16 protein-coding genes and 1 pseudogene are annotated in these 16,472 nt (G+C 72.0%); 6 read left to right on the top strand and 11 right to left on the bottom strand.

Annotated elements, in window-relative coordinates; genetic code table 11:
* Positions 1-133: 133 nt before the first annotated feature.
* Positions 134-940 carry a hypothetical protein gene (locus tag ABT367_RS25775; protein WP_352255472.1) on the bottom strand — a complete coding sequence of 269 codons (807 nt, stop codon included), beginning with the start codon at positions 938-940 and terminating at the stop codon, positions 134-136.
* Positions 941-1,218: 278 nt separating this feature from the next.
* Between ABT367_RS25775 and ABT367_RS25780 the strand changes: the two genes are divergently transcribed.
* Both ABT367_RS25780 and ABT367_RS25785 read left to right on the top strand, forming a co-directional pair.
* Positions 1,219-1,491, top strand: coding sequence for a hypothetical protein (locus tag ABT367_RS25780; RefSeq protein WP_352255473.1), 273 nt, complete (start codon positions 1,219-1,221; stop codon positions 1,489-1,491).
* An 88-nt stretch (positions 1,492-1,579) separates the two neighbouring features.
* Positions 1,580-2,341, top strand: coding sequence for a collagen-like protein (locus ABT367_RS25785; protein ID WP_352255474.1), 762 nt, complete (start codon positions 1,580-1,582; stop codon positions 2,339-2,341).
* Positions 2,342-2,425: 84 nt separating this feature from the next.
* Here the strand turns inward: ABT367_RS25785 and ABT367_RS25790 are convergent, their stop codons facing one another.
* Positions 2,426-2,701, bottom strand: coding sequence for a hypothetical protein (locus tag ABT367_RS25790; protein WP_352255475.1), 276 nt, complete (start codon positions 2,699-2,701; stop codon positions 2,426-2,428).
* A 189-nt stretch (positions 2,702-2,890) separates the two neighbouring features.
* Between ABT367_RS25790 and ABT367_RS25795 the strand changes: the two genes are divergently transcribed.
* Both ABT367_RS25795 and ABT367_RS25800 read left to right on the top strand, forming a co-directional pair.
* Positions 2,891-5,236, top strand: coding sequence for a molybdopterin oxidoreductase family protein (locus ABT367_RS25795; protein WP_352255476.1), 2,346 nt, complete (start codon positions 2,891-2,893; stop codon positions 5,234-5,236).
* On the top strand, positions 5,233-5,730 hold the full coding sequence (locus tag ABT367_RS25800) for a hypothetical protein (protein ID WP_352255477.1): 498 nt from the start codon (positions 5,233-5,235) through the stop codon (positions 5,728-5,730). The genes ABT367_RS25795 and ABT367_RS25800 overlap by 4 nt, the downstream gene beginning before the upstream one ends.
* Positions 5,731-5,748: 18 nt before the next feature.
* Here ABT367_RS25800 and ABT367_RS25805 read toward each other — a convergent pair whose 3' ends face one another.
* From ABT367_RS25805 to ABT367_RS25840, 8 genes and pseudogenes are all read right to left on the bottom strand, one after another.
* Positions 5,749-7,380 (bottom strand): alcohol dehydrogenase catalytic domain-containing protein, encoded by a 1,632-nt coding sequence (locus tag ABT367_RS25805; RefSeq protein WP_352255478.1) that lies wholly within the window; start codon positions 7,378-7,380, stop codon positions 5,749-5,751.
* 123 nt (positions 7,381-7,503) lie between these two features.
* Positions 7,504-7,875, bottom strand: a complete 372-nt coding sequence (locus ABT367_RS25810; protein WP_352255479.1) for a DUF72 domain-containing protein — start codon at positions 7,873-7,875, stop codon at positions 7,504-7,506.
* A gap of 89 nt (positions 7,876-7,964) precedes the next feature.
* Positions 7,965-8,372, bottom strand: a pseudogene (locus ABT367_RS25815) (DUF72 domain-containing protein); the annotation flags it as partial.
* Positions 8,369-10,672 (bottom strand): FdhF/YdeP family oxidoreductase, encoded by a 2,304-nt coding sequence (locus ABT367_RS25820; RefSeq protein WP_352255480.1) that lies wholly within the window; start codon positions 10,670-10,672, stop codon positions 8,369-8,371. The gene ABT367_RS25820 and the pseudogene ABT367_RS25815, both read right to left, overlap by 4 nt.
* Positions 10,673-10,852: 180 nt before the next feature.
* Positions 10,853-11,365, bottom strand: a complete 513-nt coding sequence (locus ABT367_RS25825; RefSeq protein WP_352255481.1) for an SRPBCC family protein — start codon at positions 11,363-11,365, stop codon at positions 10,853-10,855.
* Positions 11,366-11,429: 64 nt separating this feature from the next.
* A complete protein-coding gene (locus tag ABT367_RS25830) occupies positions 11,430-12,221 on the bottom strand; it encodes a cytochrome c oxidase assembly protein (RefSeq protein WP_352255482.1) in 792 nt (263 codons plus the stop codon).
* A complete protein-coding gene (locus ABT367_RS25835; RefSeq protein WP_352255483.1) occupies positions 12,218-12,655 on the bottom strand; it encodes a DUF2243 domain-containing protein in 438 nt (145 codons plus the stop codon). Before ABT367_RS25835 ends, ABT367_RS25830 begins: the two co-directional genes overlap by 4 nt.
* Positions 12,652-12,780, bottom strand: coding sequence for a hypothetical protein (locus ABT367_RS25840; RefSeq protein WP_352255484.1), 129 nt, complete (start codon positions 12,778-12,780; stop codon positions 12,652-12,654). Before ABT367_RS25840 ends, ABT367_RS25835 begins: the two co-directional genes overlap by 4 nt.
* Positions 12,781-13,024: 244 nt before the next feature.
* Between ABT367_RS25840 and ABT367_RS25845 the strand changes: the two genes are divergently transcribed.
* A complete protein-coding gene (locus ABT367_RS25845; RefSeq protein WP_352255485.1) occupies positions 13,025-13,576 on the top strand; it encodes a cysteine hydrolase family protein in 552 nt (183 codons plus the stop codon).
* A gap of 15 nt (positions 13,577-13,591) precedes the next feature.
* On the opposite strand, the gene ABT367_RS25850 is transcribed toward ABT367_RS25845, so the two are convergent.
* Positions 13,592-14,749, bottom strand: a complete 1,158-nt coding sequence (locus ABT367_RS25850) for an FUSC family protein (protein WP_352255486.1) — start codon at positions 14,747-14,749, stop codon at positions 13,592-13,594.
* A 120-nt stretch (positions 14,750-14,869) separates the two neighbouring features.
* Here ABT367_RS25850 and ABT367_RS25855 point away from each other — a divergent pair, with 120 nt between their 5' ends.
* Entirely contained in the window at positions 14,870-16,426 is a 1,557-nt protein-coding gene (locus tag ABT367_RS25855) for an FAD-dependent oxidoreductase (RefSeq protein WP_352255487.1), read from the top strand.
* Positions 16,427-16,472: the final 46 nt, after the last annotated feature.

The raw sequence follows: 16,472 nt of genomic DNA on the forward strand, positions 1-16,472 counted from the left end.
GGCACGCCGGGGGGGTTACTGCGGGTGGGCACGCCCGGGTGGGTACTGCGGGTGGGCACGCCCGGGTGGGTACTGCGGGTGGGCACGCCCGGGTGGCTACGTGCGGGTGGGCACGCCCGGGCGGGCCGCTTCCCTAGCGCGCGGCGGGTTCGTCCTTCGCGTATCCCGGCTTGAGCGGCATGTTCTGGCCCGGCAGCACGCTCGCGTTGATCTCAAGCGTGGCGAAGTGGACGCCCGGCTTGAGCTTGGTGCCGAGTACGTCGTTGAGCTCCTTGACGTACGCCCCGGTCAGGTTGAACCGCCAGTTGTCGGGCCCGAGGCTGACCTTCCCCTGGTTGATCCGCGGCTCGAGGAGGTGGGTGAGGAAGTCGACGGTGTCGTAGCTGGAGAGGTGCAGTTGGTGCGGGACGCGCTTCTCGTCGATGTACGCGTTGCCGCTGGCCTTGTTGATGAACGGGAAGTCGTGCAGCCAGAAGCCGTCGATCCGGTGCGAGCGGCCCGTCCTCGGGTTGGTGAACTTCCAGCCGCCCGGGTACCAGATCCGGCCGTTGAAGACGTTGATGCCGCTGTAGCCGTCGGATCCGACCGGGGTCCAGACGCCCTTGGCGCCCTTCAGGGCGCCCACCGGGCAGATCGCCTCGATCCTGATCCCGGCACGCTTCATCTCGGCGAGGAGTTCCTCGCCCATGGGCAGCGTCCCGGTGCCCGACTGCGCGAAGAACCACCAGGCGAGCCCCGTGCTGGGGATCTCGTCGTAGTAGTGCCCCTCGGGTTTGTCGTTCTGCCCGGTCGGCGGGTTGTAGAAGGACGGCCCGCAGTTGGTGGCAGGCGGATTGCCCTTCGGGTACTCGGGATCCGGTCCCGCGGCCTGGGCGGCCGATGCGGTCAGGGACAGCAGGGCCGCGGCGGTCAGCGCCACGGTCGACTTGGTGCAACGCACGGAGGGCTCCCTCGGTGTGACCCCCCTGTGGGTGCAGGAATCACTCCATCCGACGCAAGGCCGGCCGTCGCGCTGGGCGCGGCCGTACGAGGCGGCGCCGGGGTACCGCTCAGGCTCCCGGACCTACCGCTCACGCTCCCGGGCGCACCGGAAGTGACGCGTCGTCAGCACACTTCCGGATGTATCGGGCGCAGTACGGCATACGACCTGAACCAACGCTCGTTGTTCCGCCGAGAGTTCACACCGGCACAATCCGGTGGCCAAGTAGGAGGCACTCCTTGGATGCCGGCACCACCCTGCTCGGCTCGACGCTGGCCTGCGTGGGGGTCCTGGGCGCCGCCTTGGTGGCGTACCTCGGCAAACGCGGCGAGAACGCGCTGACCGGGTACTCGAGTCTGACGGAGCGGTTACAGAGCGAACGCGACCGCCTTGAGCGCCAGGTGGCGGAGCGCGACTCGCGCATCGCCGAACTGGCCACCCTGCACGCGGCCGACCAGTCGGAGATCGCCCGGCTGCGCCTCGATGTGCACCGCCTCGGAGGCCCGCAGTGATCCACACCGTACGACGCCGTGCCCCGTTGCCGGGGGGCGCGAGGTGCGTCACCCCCGCTTCGGCCCTCGCCCGCCCCCGGAGGCACCCGTGACCAACCGCATCGAGCGGCTGCTCGCGCTGCGCTGGCGCAAGGTCTTTCTCGTCTGTGTGCTGATCGCGCTGTGCGGAATCGCCGTGATCCTGTGGGCGCGCATCGACGAGGGCGAGCGCCGGGCCGACCGGCTGGCCCAGGAGGCGACGCGCAGGGGCGAGGCCCTGTCGACACTCGCCGAGGATGTCCGCACGCTGCGCCGGCAGGTCTCGGCGGCGGGTGAGACCCCGGCCGTGCCCGACCCGTCCGAGGCGGTGGACGATCTGCTGGCCAGGGTCCGGGTACCGGCCGGAACTCCGGGTGCGCCCGGCAAGGCCGGTCAGAGCGGGGCCCGCGGCGAGCGCGGCCCCGCCGGCACTTCCGGTCCCCCCGGCGCGGACGGTGGGCCCGGCCCGTCGGGTGAGCCGGGAGCCAGTGGCGCCCCTGGTCCTGCGGGCGCGGACGGCGCCATGGGTCCGGCCGGTCCTGCGGGGCCGCCCGGCGACGGCGGTACGAAGGGTGAGCGGGGTGAGGCGGGGCCCGCGGGACCCGCGGGCCCCGAGGGTGCGCAGGGTCCGCGCGGTGAGGCGGGTCCGTCCTGCCCGGACGGCTACAGCCTCCAGGTACCGGCCACGGATCCCGACGCCCTCGTCTGCCGGCGCGGGATCGCGCCCTCGCCGTCCCAGGCGGCGGCGATCCTGCCGGTCCTGCCGACGCTGCGGCGGCGGCCGGGCCCTGCGGAACAGGACGACGGCGGCGAGGACGTCCAGCCGGAATAGGTCCCGCCCGGCTCAGCGCCCCGGTCGACATCTCAGATCCCGCCCGGCTCAGCGCCCCGGCCGACATCTCAGATCCCGCCCGGCTCAGCGCTCCGGCCGCGCCTCGGCACCGGTTTCCCCCGAGTCCGCGGCGTCCTCGCCGGCGATGCGGCCGACATGGCGGCCGCTGGGTCCTGTTCCGGTGGTCGACGCCCCGCCGTCCGCGCTCTGCGTCGGCTCACCGCCTGCCGGGCGGGAGCCCGCCACCGCCGCGTCCTGGGCGACGTCGCTCTCGCGGGGTGTGCCCGCGGGCCGGGCGCCCGAGCCCCATCCCTGACGGATCCGGTCGAACCAATGCCGCACGCTGGTCGCTGCGTTCATGGCCGGACGGGTACCACTCCTCGTGCGTCCCACACGGGCCGGTGCCGTACCGGGCGCGTCCCACACGAGTCGATGCGTGCCGCGCGCATCCCGCACGGAGCGGTGCCGTACCGGGCGCGGGTGAGGGGAGCCCGGCCGGGTACTCGGCGCCTCGTCGGTACGTACCGGATCGCGTCCGCAGGAGGGACCATGGCCGACCGGGTGGTGGACGTCTGGGGTGAGCGGGCTCCCTTCGCGCCCGGGGAGATCTGGCCCCAGCGCGTGGACGAGCACCTGATCGTGCCGCGGTCCGAGGTGGAGCGCTGGGTGCCGTCCGCCTGCGTGCTGTGCTCCAACGGCTGCGGCATGGACATCGCCGTCGCCGACGGACGCATCGTAGGGGTGCGAGGCCGCGCCGAGGACCGCGTCAACCACGGGCGGCTCGGCCCGAAGGGCCTCTACGGCTGGCAGGCCAACCACTCCCCCGACCGGCTGACCGAACCGCTGGTCAGGGTCGACGGCCGGCTGCGGCCCACGGACTGGGAGTCCGCGATGGGCGCGGTGGCGGGCCGTTCGCGCGAAGTGCTCGACCGGCACGGCCCGTTGGCGATGGCGTTCTACACGAGCGGGCAGTTGTTCGCCGAGGAGTACTGCCTGCAGACGCTGATCGCACGGGGCGGCATCGGCACCCCCCATCTCGACGGCAATACGCGGCTGTGCACCGCGACAGCCGAGTGGGCGCTGATCGAGAGCTTCGGCAGTGACGGGAACCCCGGCTCGTACCGGGACTTGGATCTGTGCGACACCCTCTTCGTGGTCGGGCACAACATGGCCGAGACACAGACCGTCCTGTGGTCACGCGTCCTCGACCGGCTGCACGGGCCCGGCCGCCCGCGCCTCGTGGTCGTCGACCCGCGCACCACCCCCACCGCCCGGAAGGCGGACGTCCATCTGCCGATCCGGCCCGGCACGAACGTGGCCCTGCTCAACGCCCTGCTCGGCGAACTGATCGCCAACAAGTGGGTGGACGAGCAGTGGGTGCAGCGGCACACCGTCGGGTACGAGGAACTCCAGCGCATGGTCGGAGACTGGAGCGCCGAGCGGGCGGCCGGGATCTGCGGTGTCCCAGCCGAGGACATCCGCTCCGCCGCCCGGATCATCGGCACCGGCGAACGTCTGGTGTCGACCGTGCTGCAGGGCGTCTACCAGGCCCATCAGGCGACGGCCGCGGCCGTGCAGGTCAACAACGTCCATCTGCTGCGCGGCATGATCGGACGGCCCGGCTGCACGGTGTTCCAGATGAACGGCCAGCCCACCACCCAGAACACGCGTGAGACCGGCGCGAACGGCACCCTGCCGGCCTTCCGCAACTGGCAGAACCCCGCCCATGTCCGCGAGCTCGCCCTCGCCTGGAACATCGACGAACTGCGGCTGCCGCACTGGGCGCCGCCCACCCATGCGATGGAGATCTTCCGTCAGTGCGAGACGGGAACGGTCAAGTTCCTGTGGGTGAGCGGTACCAACCCCGCCGTCTCGCTGCCCCGACTGCACCGCATCCGCGCGGTCTGCGACCGCGAGGGGCTGTTCCTCGTGGTGTCCGACGCATTCCTCACCGAGACCGCGCAGCTCGCCGATGTCGTCCTGCCCACCGCCATGTGGGCGGAGAAGACCGGCTGCTACACGAACGCCGACCGCACGGTGCATCTGTCCGAGAAGGCCGTCGAGCCACCCGGGCTCGCCCGCAGCGACTTCGACATCCTGCTGGACTACGCCCGGCGTCTGGACTTGCGGGACAAGGACGGGGCGCCCCTGGTGAAGTGGGAACGTCCCGAACAGGCCTGGAACGCTTTCACGGCACTGTCGCGTCAACAGCCCTGCGACCAGAGCGGATTGACGTACGAGAGGCTGCGCGGCGCCGGGGGCGTCCAGTGGCCGTGCACCCAGGATTCCCCCGAGGGCACCGAGCGCCTCTACGCCGACCAGGTCTTCCCCACATCCGCCGCCGTGTGCGAGGACTACGGCCACGACCTGGTGACCGGCGCACAGAACGACGGGGACGAGTACCGCGCGAACGACCCCGCCGGACGTGCCGTGATCAAGGCCGCCCCGTATCTGCCGCCGCATGAACCGGCGGACGGGGACTTCCCGTACGAACTCACCACCGGACGCGCCGTGCACCACTTCCACACCCGCACCAAGACCGCCCGGGCCGCTCGACTGCAGGGTGCGGCACCGGAGATGTGGGTCGAGCTGTGCCGAGACGACGCGGCCCGGCTCGGTGTCGAGGACGGCGATCTGATCCGGGTGCGCTCGCGCCACGGCGAGATCGAGGCCGCCGCGGTGCTGCGCTCCGGCCGCCCCGGCGTCGTCTTCGCGCCCTTCCACTTCGGATACTTCGACCGGACCGACCGCCACCGGCACACCCGGGCCGCCAACGAACTCACCCGTACCGAATGGGATCCGGTCTCCAAGCAGCCCGTGTTCAAGGCGACCGCGGTACGGGTGGAGCGCATCGGGCCCGCCTCGGCCGTGGCGCCCGGCGAGGAGGCGCCATGAGCAGGGTCGGGACGCTGTTCGAGGATCTGTACCGGGCCGAGGTCGAACTCGCCCGCGACTACCGGTCGGTGGCCGAGCGGCAGGTGGCGGATCCGGGCACCCACTACATGTGCGGGACGCTCGCCCGCCGGGCGCAGGCGCGTGCCGAGCGCCTGGCGGAGCTCGCCGAACCCTTCGCCGCGGACCTTTCGCGCTCGGAGGTGGGCGAACGGACCGCCGCGGCCTGGGAGTCCATGCGGGACAAGGCGTCCGCGACCCTGGGGCTGCACGCGCCCGCGGGACTGCATCTGCTGCACGATCTGCGGCGGTTGTACGCGAGCGCCTCGCAGGTCCAGGTGAACTGGGTCCTGCTCCAGCAGATCGCTCAGGCCCTGCGCGACCGCCGACTGCTCGACGAGGCCGACGCGTCGGGGCGTGAAGTGGTCACGGAGGTGAAGTGGGTCAGGACCCGCCTGAAGGAGGCGGCGCCGCAGGCGCTGCTGGCCGCCGAGTGAGGCCGGCTTCCGAGCAGGCTAGGTACGGTCGCCCTTCGGCTTCCCCGACTGGTCCGGTGTGCCGTGCGGCGGCGGGCTCATGGGCTCCGGCGACGTGGCCGGCGTGACGGTCGAGCCCTTCCGGCTGCGCGAGTGCTCCGGGTGCGGGGCGGCCGGATTGCCGCCCGAGGGCCCGCTGCCGTGCTCGACCTGCCGGAGCCGCTCGGTGAGCAGTTCGAGCACTCCGGTCCGCTGGGCGTGGCCGCGTTCGTACGCGAGCAGCCCGGCCAGCGCGTCGGCGTCGAGGGCGCGGATGCGGTGCTGGAGTGCGCCGAGCGGCAGTTCGTCGTAGTCAGGCAGCGGCAGCGCGTCCTGTCCACCGCGCCCGGCGTCCGTCGGACGCTCCCGAAGTGCCGGCCCGGGCGCCCGTCCTCCCGCCTCTTCCTCGGCCGCCGTATCCGTCATGTCGAGCGCGACCTTGGTCCAGCCGTGCTCGCGGCGGTCGAAGTCCTCGTAGGCCTCGATCGCATCCTGTGTGCCGGCCCACTGAGTGACGAACGGTGTGAGGTCGAGCGCCCCGGTCCGCACCATGTCGACGAGGTGCGGGATGTAGCGGCGGTGGTTGCAGTTGCCTCCTTGGAGCGTGAGGTTCTTCTGCATGGCCTGCCCGATGGGGAAGCGGTCGGCATGGGGCGGATAGACACCGATCATGCCGATGGTGCCGGCCTTGGCCGCGAGATCGACGGCCCAGCGGGCGGCGAGGCTCGGTGCGTCGCCCGGCAGCCAGGTGCCGTGCGGGCCGGGGTGCTGCACGCGGGCCGTCTGGCCGCGCTCCTCGTCGAACTCCTCCTGGGCATCGGCCAAAGCGTCCGCGGCCGGGCCGCTCACGGGTCGTTCGGCATCGATGCCGACGGCCTCGATGACGCGGTCGACGCCGATCCCGCCGGTCATCTCCAGGACGGCCTCCACCGGGTCCTCGGCGTTGAAGTCCACCGTCTCGGCGTGCTGCCGGCGGGCCAGGGCCAGCCGGTCCTCGACACCGTCGACGACGATGACCCGCCCGGCGCCCTGCAGCCGGGCCGCGAGCGCGGCGCACTGCCCGACGGGCCCTGCGCCGAGGACGGCCACGGTGTCACCGCTGCCGACCTGGGCGAGCTTCGCACCGAACCATGCGGTGGGCATGATGTCGGACAGCAGGATCGCCTGAGCGTCGTCCACCGACTCGGGCAGCGGTACGAGTCCGACATGGGCGAACGGCACACGGGCGTACTCGGCCTGCAGCCCGTCCAGACCGCCCGCGGCCTCGGGTCCGCCGAAGAAGGTCGTACCGCCGCGCCTGCCCGCCGGGTTGGCGTGGTCGCACTGCGCGAAGTAGCCCGCCCGGCAGTAACTGCACACACCGCAGGCGACCGTGGACGGCACCACCACCCGGTCGCCAGGACGGAAGTTGCGTACCCCTGGACCGGTCTCCTCGACGACTCCCACCGCCTCGTGTCCGAGCACCCGCCCCTGGGCGAGTCCGGGCATGGTCCCGCGGACGAAGTGCAGATCGGTGCCGCAGATCGCCGACGTGGTGATCCTGACGATCGCGTCGTGCGGATCCTGGATCTTGGGTTCCGGCACCTCGTCGAGGCGGATGTCACCGACCCCGTGCCATACGACAGCCTTCATGGGTCTCTCCTCGGCCTTTCTCGTTCACTCCACGCTTCGTCGCTTGTCTGCGATCGACCGGGTGCCCTGCCGAGCAAGGCGGAAACGAGAGGACTGGCGGGGGTCCCTGCCGTACCTCGGCGTTCAGGAGTGCACGAGCTCCCTCATGGTCTCGGCAGCCCTCACGGACGCATCGGCACAGCAGTTGTTGAACAGGACGTGCACGGCGGCGCTCTCCTTGACGAGGATGTGGATGCGCGGCACCCACTCCTCCAGTTCGTCGCGCTCGTACGTATGCCGGTAGCGGTCCTCCTTGGAGCCGCGGCCCCAGTGCGCGCTGCGGCCGTGGAACCGGACGACCGAGAGGTCCGGTGAGGTGGCGCGGACCTCCGGCAGGAGGCCGGGGGCGTCGACGCCGGCGAAGGTGATCCGGTGGCGCGCGAGGACGTCGGCCACCAGGGCGTACGGCTCGGGCTCGTACCAGCCCGGATGCCGCAGCTCCACGGCGATCGGCACCCGGCACAACTCGGCGCAGCGCAGGGTTCGACGGCGTCGGCGCCCGGCGCGAACCAGGGCGGGAACTGGAACAGCACACAGCCGAGCCGGCCCGCTGCGCGCAGCGGCTCGATGCCCGCGTGGAAGCGGCGCCACAGTTCGGCCGTGGTGTCGGCGGGCAGGTCACCTGCCCGCAGTCTGCGTCCGGGCGGGCCCGTGGGACGCAGGTCGGCGGGCAGCGCGCGGACGGGGACGGAGTGGCCGGTGAAGGGGGCGAACGCCTTGATGTCGAAGGTGAATCCGGGGGGTGTGCGCTCCACCCACAGGCGGGAGTTCCGTGCGCTCGGCAGCGCGTAGTACGTCGAGTCGCTCTCGACGACCGTGAACCGTGTCGCGTAGAACCGCAGCCGCCCTTCGGCGTCCCGGCTGCCGGTCGGGTACCAGCCCGAGGACACGAGTGCCGGGTCGGTCCAGGAGCAGGTCCCCACCCGCACCGCGGGCTCTCCGAGGCCGCTCACGGTGCCTCGGCGCGCGGCTCGAGGCGGATCACGATGCCTTTGGACGTCGGGGTGTTGCTCTGGTCGGCCACGCTGTCCAGCGGGACGAGGACGTTGGTCTCCGGGTAGTACGCGGCGGCGCAGCCGACCGGAGTGGAGTACGGGACGAGCCGGAAGTCCTCCGCCCGGCGCTCGGTGCCGTCGCGCCAGACGCTGATCACGTCGACCCGGTCGCCGTCGTCGAAGCCCAGGGTGCGCAGGTCGGCCGGGTTGACCAGGAGGACGCGGCGCGAGCCGTGGATGCCCCGGTAGCGGTCGTTCATGGTGTACGGGACGGTGTTCCACTGGTCGTGCGAGCGCAGGGTCTGCAGCAGCAGATGACCTTCGGGTGCTGTGAGCCCCTCGAAGTCGTTGCAGGTGAACTGCGCCTTGCCGCTGGGCGTGGGGAAGACGCCGTCGTTGACCGGGTTCGGCAGGCCGAAGCCGCCGGGCTTGGTCACCCGCGAGTTGAAGTTGTGGAAGCCCGGTACGACGCGGGCGATCCGCTCCCGGATATGACCGTAGTCCGCCTCGAACTCCTCCCAGGGGACTGCCACTTGATCGCCCAGGGTGCGCCGGGCGAGCCTGCTGAGGATCGCGACCTCGCTGAGCAGGTGCTTCGACGCCGGCTCCAAGTGGCCTGCGGAGGCGTGCACCTGGCTCATGGAGTCCTCGACGGTGAGGAACTGCTCGCCGCCGCTCTGGCAGTCCCGCTCGGTGCGGCCGAGCGTCGGCAGGATCAGCGCGGTGTCGCCGCACACCGTGTGGGAGCGGTTGAGCTTCGTGGAGATATGCGCGGTGAGCCGGCAGCGGCGCATGGCGTCGGCGGTGAACTCGCTGTCGGGTGTGGCGCGTACGAAGTTGCCCGCGAGCCCCAGGAAGACCTTGACCCTGCCCTGGGCCATGGCGCGGATCGCGTTCACCGTGTCCAGGCCGTGCTCGGTGGGCGGCTTGAACGCGAACTCCCGCTCCAGGGCGTCGAGGAAGTCCTGCGGCATCTGCTCCCAGATGCCCATGGTCCGGTCGCCCTGGACGTTGCTGTGGCCGCGGACCGGGCACACGCCCGTGCCGGGTTTGCCGATGCTGCCGCGTAGAAGAAGGAAGTTGACCACTTCGCGGATGGTGGGCACCGCGTGCTTCTGCTGGGTGAGGCCCATCGCCCAGCAGACGATGATCCGTTCACTGGTGAGGACCCGGTCCCGCAGCTCCTCGATCCGGGCGCGGTCAAGGCCCGTCGCGGCGAGGACCTCCGGCCAGGAGACGGTGCGGCGCAGGTGGTCGGCGAACTTCTCGAAACCGTCGGTGTGTTCCTCGATGAAGGCGCGGTCCAAGGCCGTGCCCGGCGCCGCCTCCTCGGCTTCGAGCAGCAGCAGGTTCAGTGCCTGGAACAGGGCGAGGTCGCCGCCCAGGCGGATCTGGAGGAACTGGTCGGCGATGTTGGTGCCGCGGCCGACGACCCCGCTCGGCTTCTGCGGGTTCTTGAAGCGCATCAGACCCGCTTCCGGCAGCGGGTTCACAGCGACGATCTTCCCGCCCCTGCGCTTGGTCACCTCGAGCGCGGACAGCATCCGCGGGTGGTTGCTGCCCGGGTTCTGGCCCAAGGTGAGGACGAGGTCGGCGTGGTGGAGGTCCGGCAGGCTCACATCGCCCTTGCCGATGCCCAGCGTCTGGTGGAGCGCGGTGCCGCTGGACTCGTGGCACAGGTTGGAGCAGTCCGGCAGGTTGTTGGTGCCGAGCGCGCGGGCGAAGAGCTGCAGGACGAACGCGGGCTCGTTGCCGGCCCGGCCCGAGGTGTAGAAGACCGCCTCGTCGGGGGTGTCGAGGGCCCGCAGCTCCTCGGCCAACAGGCCCAGCGCGTCATGCCAGTTGATGGGCTCGTAGTGGTCGGAGCCGGGCCGCTTGACCATGGGGTGGGTCAGCCGCCCCTGCTGGTTCAGCCAGCGGTCGGAGGCGCGCGCGAGCTCGGAGACGGAATGGCGCGCGAAGAACTCGGGGGTGATACGGCGGGATGCGGCCTCGTCGTTGGTGTGCTTCGCGCCGTTCTCGCAGTACTCGTTGATGTGCCGCTCGCCCGGCTCCGGGTCGGGCCAGGCGCAGCCCGGGCAGTCGAAGCCCTTGGTCTGGTTCAGGTCGAGCAGAGTGCGGCCCGCACGCCGTGGGGACGTCTCGGCCAGGGAGTAGCGGACCGCCTCGGCGACCGCCGGGACACCTGCCGCCCATGTCTTCGGCGGCGTGACCCTCGCGTGCTCGCCACCAGGGTCTGCTGTCGACGACTCTCGCACCGCGTCAGCCTTTCGTTCGCTCTTGCCGGCTCTCGTGGCCGCCGGTCCTCGTGGTCGCCGGCTCTCCTGGCCGCCGGTTTTCGTGGCCGCCGGTCCTCGTGGCCGCCGGCTCTCCTGATCGCCGGTCCTCCTGGTCGCCGGTCCTCCTGGTCGCCGGTTCGCCCGAAGGGCCCGGCACGGTCAGCCCGTCGGCCAGTGCGGGACCGGCCGGGGCGTGTGCTCGGCGTGCGGTTTCACCTGGCCGCCGCTGATGGTGCCGCGCCACTCGCCGGTCTCGCGGCCCTGGCCCTCGATGTACTCCTTGAAGCCCCGCAGGCTGCCCTGGACCTGCCTGCGGACCAGACCGAGCGTGTCCCCGGTCCGCTCAAGGAGACCCTGCGGGGCGAACTCGAGGCGGTACGTCACCCGGCAGCGGCCGTCGCCGATGGGCTCGAAGCGCACCGTCCCCGCATGGTGCGGCTCGTCCAGGCTGCACCAGGCCACCAGTTCGTCGGGGCGCTGCTCGACCACCTTCGCGTCGAACTCGCGGGTCACACCGGCGATCCGGGTCACCCAGTGCGACAAGGTCGCCTGCGGCTTGTCGACCCGCTCCACGCCGTCCATGAACCGGGGGAAGCTCTCGAACTGGGTCCACTGGTTGTACGCCGTCCTGACCGGCACGTCGACATCGACCGAGCCCTCGATCATGCTCATGTCTGCGCAGCCTCTTTCGTACCCGCGGGATGGGAGTGTGCCGCGTACCCCGGTGGGCAGGCAGTCATTCCTGCCGGGCTCCGACCGCGGGCCGCACACCGTCGGGCCCGTGCCGGCGTTCCCGGTTCAGCGCACGGCCGCCGGACGCGTACCACTGGTGGGCGAGCAGCAACGCGAGGGCGATGCCGGTGAGGTCCCCGCCGTAGTACATGAGGTGCGACCCGGCCTGCAGGTCCTCCGGGCGGTAGGCCGTGCCGGGCGGGCCCGTGGCGTACAGGGACTTGGCCAGGACGCCGTGCGCGGCCGAGGCGGCGAGCAGCACACCGGCGCGCAGGACGTGCCCGGTGCGGTGCCGTACGGGTTCGAAGGCCAGCACGGCGAACGTGAACAGGAGGCCGGACAGCAGCAGATGGACGGAGACGAGCAGGTGCGCCCACGGCCGGTGGTGCACGGCCGCGAGGACGGGCGTCCGGTACAGCGCCCACAGGCTCGCGGTGTGGACGAGCGCGGCGAAGGGCGGCCACATCAGCAGGGCCGCGGCCCGCGAACGGACGCAGACGAGCAGCCCGCGGCGCGCTCCGACGGGCAGCGCACGCAGCGCCAGGGTGACCGGCCGGCCCGGCGCGAGCAGCACCGGAGCGATCATCCCGAGGGCCAGATGCGCGGCCATGTGGCCGGTGAACGGCGGCCCTTCATGCCAGGGAGCGGCGAGCGCGGCCACGATCACCGCGCCGCCCGCGCAGAACGACGCGGTCCGCACCGGGGACCACTCGTCCCCACGTGCTCGCAGCCGGGCCGCCGCCCTCGCGTACGCCAGGCAGCACACGACCACCATCAGCCCGAGGGCCGCCGTCATCGGCGCCGGCCACGTGCCCGGACCAGGAGCACCGACCCGGCGATCAGGAACAGTACGGCGATGATGTTCCAGGTCCAGTCGTACGGAGCCAGTTCCACGTCGTAGCGGATCTGATGGAGTTCCAGAGCCTTGTGCTGGAAGGTGCCGTCGTACAGCTGGAACCCGCCGAGGCCGAGACAGAACCCCGACCACCAGGCGGTCCTCGCCAGCGTGCCCCGGCGCCTGAGGTCGGCGAACAGGAACACCCCGGCCACCATCGCCAGCCAGCCGAAGGCATGGAAGATCCCGTCGGAGACGAGGCCGGCCTCGCTGGAGGCCTTGTCGTAGAAGTGGTGCCAGTGCAGCAGTTGATGGAACACCACCTCGTCGACGAAGGCCGCGAGACCGACCCCGGCCAGGGTCCCGCCGAGCAGGGACCTCCCGTGCCCCGTCAACGTCCCACGACCTTCCGCACCACGTCGCGCGTGCGGTGCACGACCGCCTCGCCATCCAGGTCGCGCCGGTTCCGTGACCGGCGGTCCAGCGGGATGCCCCGCTGCTCCAAGGGGTTGAACGGCATGCGGACCTCCTCGGGCGACGGGGCGACGGGGCGACGGGGCGACGGGGAGCGCCGGGTACCCGACGGCCGGAGGCCCATGCCACGGCCGCACCGGGGTACTCGCGGGGCTCGGGCGTTCCCCGGAGCGTCCCGGGCAAACCCGGCGGACGCCCGGCTGCACGCCGGACTCGGTCTTGGCATGATCGCGCTGGGCGCGCTGCTCACGCGCGGCCGCACATTGGCGTCCCGGGCGAGGTGATCCCGTATGACAGCTGCCGCACTCATCGTCATCGACATGATCAACACCTATGAGCACGACGATGCCCAGCTCCTCCTGCCCTCCGCCGAGGCGGCTCTCCCGGCGCTGCTCCAGCTGATCGAAGGCGCGCGCGAGCACGGGGTCCCGGTCATCTACGCCAACGACAACTTCGGCGAATGGCGCTCCCACCACGGGGAGATCCTGCAGACGGCGCTCGAGGGTCCGCACGCCGATCTCGTGCGCCCGCTCGCGCCGGACGAGAAGTCCCTCTTCGTGGTCAAGGCCCGGCATTCGATCTTCTACGAGACCCCGCTCAGCTACCTCCTGGCCCAGCAGGACATCGATCATGTGGTCCTGTGCGGTCAGGTCACCGAGCAGTGCGTCCTGTACTCCGCCCTGGACGCGCACATCCGCCATCTGCGGGTCACCGTGCCCTACGACGCCGTCGCCCATATCCACCGGGACCTGGCGGATGCGGCCCTGCGCATGATGGAGCGCAACATGGGCGCCAAGGTGGTCGCCGCGGACGATGTCGACTTCGGGGCGTGCCGGGGATAGGGGCAGGGCACCGGGTCAGCTCTCCACCCACTGCCGCAAGGCGTCCGAGGCGCGGCGGCACTCCTCCCACAGGCGGGTGGCCTCCACGACGAGCACGCCGTACGGGCGCGACGGATCGGCCAGCGGCAGGCCCTGCCGTACGGCTTCCTCGGCCAGCTCGTGGCGCAGCGCCCCGGCCTCCTCGGCCAGCCGGCCCAACCGGCGCGCCTGGCCCGGCAGCCGGTCCTCGTCGAGGTCGCCGAGGACCTGCGCGAACTCCCGCAGGGCGTCCAGGAACCGCGCGTAGTTCCGCAGGAAGGCCCCGTCCCCGTGCCGCTCGCGCTCCTCGTGCCACTGGTCGAGGCTGCGGTGCAGCGAGGCCATCTGGTAGAGCGTGCGCACCAGCGCCTCCAGGACGGTCGCGTACCCGTCGAAGCTGGTGTGGCCGCGGTGTCCGCGCAGATACCGGCGGGGGTTGAAGGAGACGCTGTCCTGCGCCGTGCGCAGATCCGCCCTCGCCTGCGCGATCAGGACGTCGGTGTGGTCGAGGCGCGTGCGCTCCTCGCCCCGTTGCTCTTCGCGCAGGATCGAGACGGCATCCGCGAGCAGTCCGGCGAAGGCCCGGGCGAGGATGCCGATCCCGAACTCGGCGCTGCGGTGGCGCATCGGCGGTACGAGCGCGAGGTGGACCACCGTGGCCGTGGCGCATCCGATCAGGACGAGGAGCACGATCTGGCCGAGGTCTGCGAGGCGGTCACCGGGCCCGGCGGTGACGAAGGTGGCGAAGGCGAAGAAGGCGGCCGTCGGCACCTGCGCGCCCTGCGAACCCAGCTTCGCCCACCGGCCGATCCCGAGTGTCACGAGCGCGACCAGCGCGAACGCCGGCCAGCCGGGCCCGAGCGCCAGCGCGAGTGCCGTCTGCACGGCGACGCCCACCACCACCGCACCCGTGTAGCGGAGCGAATGCAGTACCGACTGGTAGACCGTCGTCTGCATCACCAGGACGGCCGAGAACGGGGCGAACGCCGGCGACTGCGCCTGCATCAGGTGGTGGGCGACGATCCACGCCAGCGTCGCGGCGAGCGCGCTCTTGCCGATCAGGAGCGCGGTGTGCCGCTCGTGACCCGACCAGGTCACCGCGCGGCGCCACCAGTGCGCGGCGCCGTTCAGACGTTCCCTGAAGATCTTGGTCATCAACGGAGACGGGGTACCCCAGCGCCCGCGACGTATGTACGGACGCAGCGCCCTCGTCCGCAGGGACGCCTCCGCCCCCGATACGGGCATCTTCTGCGGCATTCGAGGCACTCAGTCCGGATGAGCGCACAACGCACCCTCGACACCGATCCGCTGCCCGGCCGCGACGAGTCGTACTGGATGGCGACGAGCCCGACGACGGACCTGCCGCCGCTGGCCGCCGACACCGAGACGGACGTCGTGGTCATCGGCGCCGGCATCGCGGGGCTCAGCACCGCCTGGGAGCTGACCCGCGCCGGACTGCACGTCGTCGTCCTCGAGGCCGACCGCATCGCCGCCGGGGTCACCGGCCACACCACCGCCAAGGTGTCCGCCCTGCACGGTCTTGTCTACGACCGGCTCCTGAGCACGCGCGGCGAGCAGGCGGCGCGTCTGTACGCCCGCTCCCAGGTGGGCGCCGTCGAGCGCATCGCCACCGTCAGCGCCGAGTTGAAGGTGGACTGCGCGTGGGAGAGGCGCCCGGCCTACACGTACACCACGCGCCCTGAGAACCGTTCCGTGCTGCGGGCGGAGGCGGATGCCGCCAGGGCTGCAGGGCTCGACGCCCATTACGTCGAGGAGACCGGGCTCCCCTTCGAGGTGGCGGCGGCGGTGCGCGCGGAGGGGCAGGCGCAGTTCCATCCCCGCGCCTATCTCCTCGCCCTGGCCGAGGACATACGGGCGCGCGGCGGCCTGATCCACGAACGGACCCGGGCCACCGGACTGCACGAAGGCTCCCCGTGCCGGGTGAGCACCGAGTCAGGGCACACCGTGTCCGCCCGGGACGTGGTCGTGGCCACGCACTATCCGGTCTTCGACCGTGCGCTGCTGTTCGCGCGGCTCTCGCCCCGCCGTGAGCTCGTCGTCGCCGCGCCCCTGCCGGCCGGCCAGGACCCGGCCGGCATGTATCTCACCGAGGACTACGGCAAGCGGTCCGTGCGGACCGCCCCGTACGGCGACGGTGGACGGCTCCTCATCGTGACGGGCGAGAGCTTCACGCCGGGTGAGGGCGATCCGGCCGCCGGGTTCGCGCGGCTCGACGCATGGATGGGCGCGCACTTCTCCGTCGGGGCGACCGCCTACCGCTGGGCGGCGCAGGACAACGACGTCAGCGACACCGTCCCGATGATCGGCCGCTACCACCCGGGCGCCCGCCACACCTATGTCGCCACCGGTTTCGGTGGCTGGGGCATGAGCGGCGGCGTACTCGCCGGACAGCTCCTGGCCCGGCTGCTGCACGGCGAGGAGCCGCCGTGGACGGCGCTGTACGACCCGCGCAGGCTGTGGAGCGCCGTACGGGAGGCGCCTGCGCTCCTCAAGCAACAGGCCGATGTGGCACGGCACTTCGTGGGTGACCGCATCGGCACCGCGCATGTCGACTCGGTCGCCGAGATCGCACCGGGCACGGGCGCGGTGGTGCGGCTCGACGGCAGCCGCTGCGCCGTCTACCGCGACGCGGCGGGCAGCGCGCACGCCGTTTCGGCGCGCTGCACCCACCTCGGCTGCCTGGTCGCCTTCAACCAGGCCGAGACGGCGTGGGAGTGCCCGTGCCACGGCTCGCGTTTCGCCCCGGACGGCTCGGTGCTCCAGGGGCCGGCCACCCGACCGCTCGCGCCTCGGGACGTGCCGAAGGAGTAGGGCACACCCGAGCCTCTACGGGAGGGGCGGCTCCGGCATGTCAGCC

The organism is Streptomyces mesophilus (genome assembly GCF_040300965.1).
Lineage (GTDB): Bacteria > Actinomycetota > Actinomycetes > Streptomycetales > Streptomycetaceae > Streptomyces > Streptomyces mesophilus_A.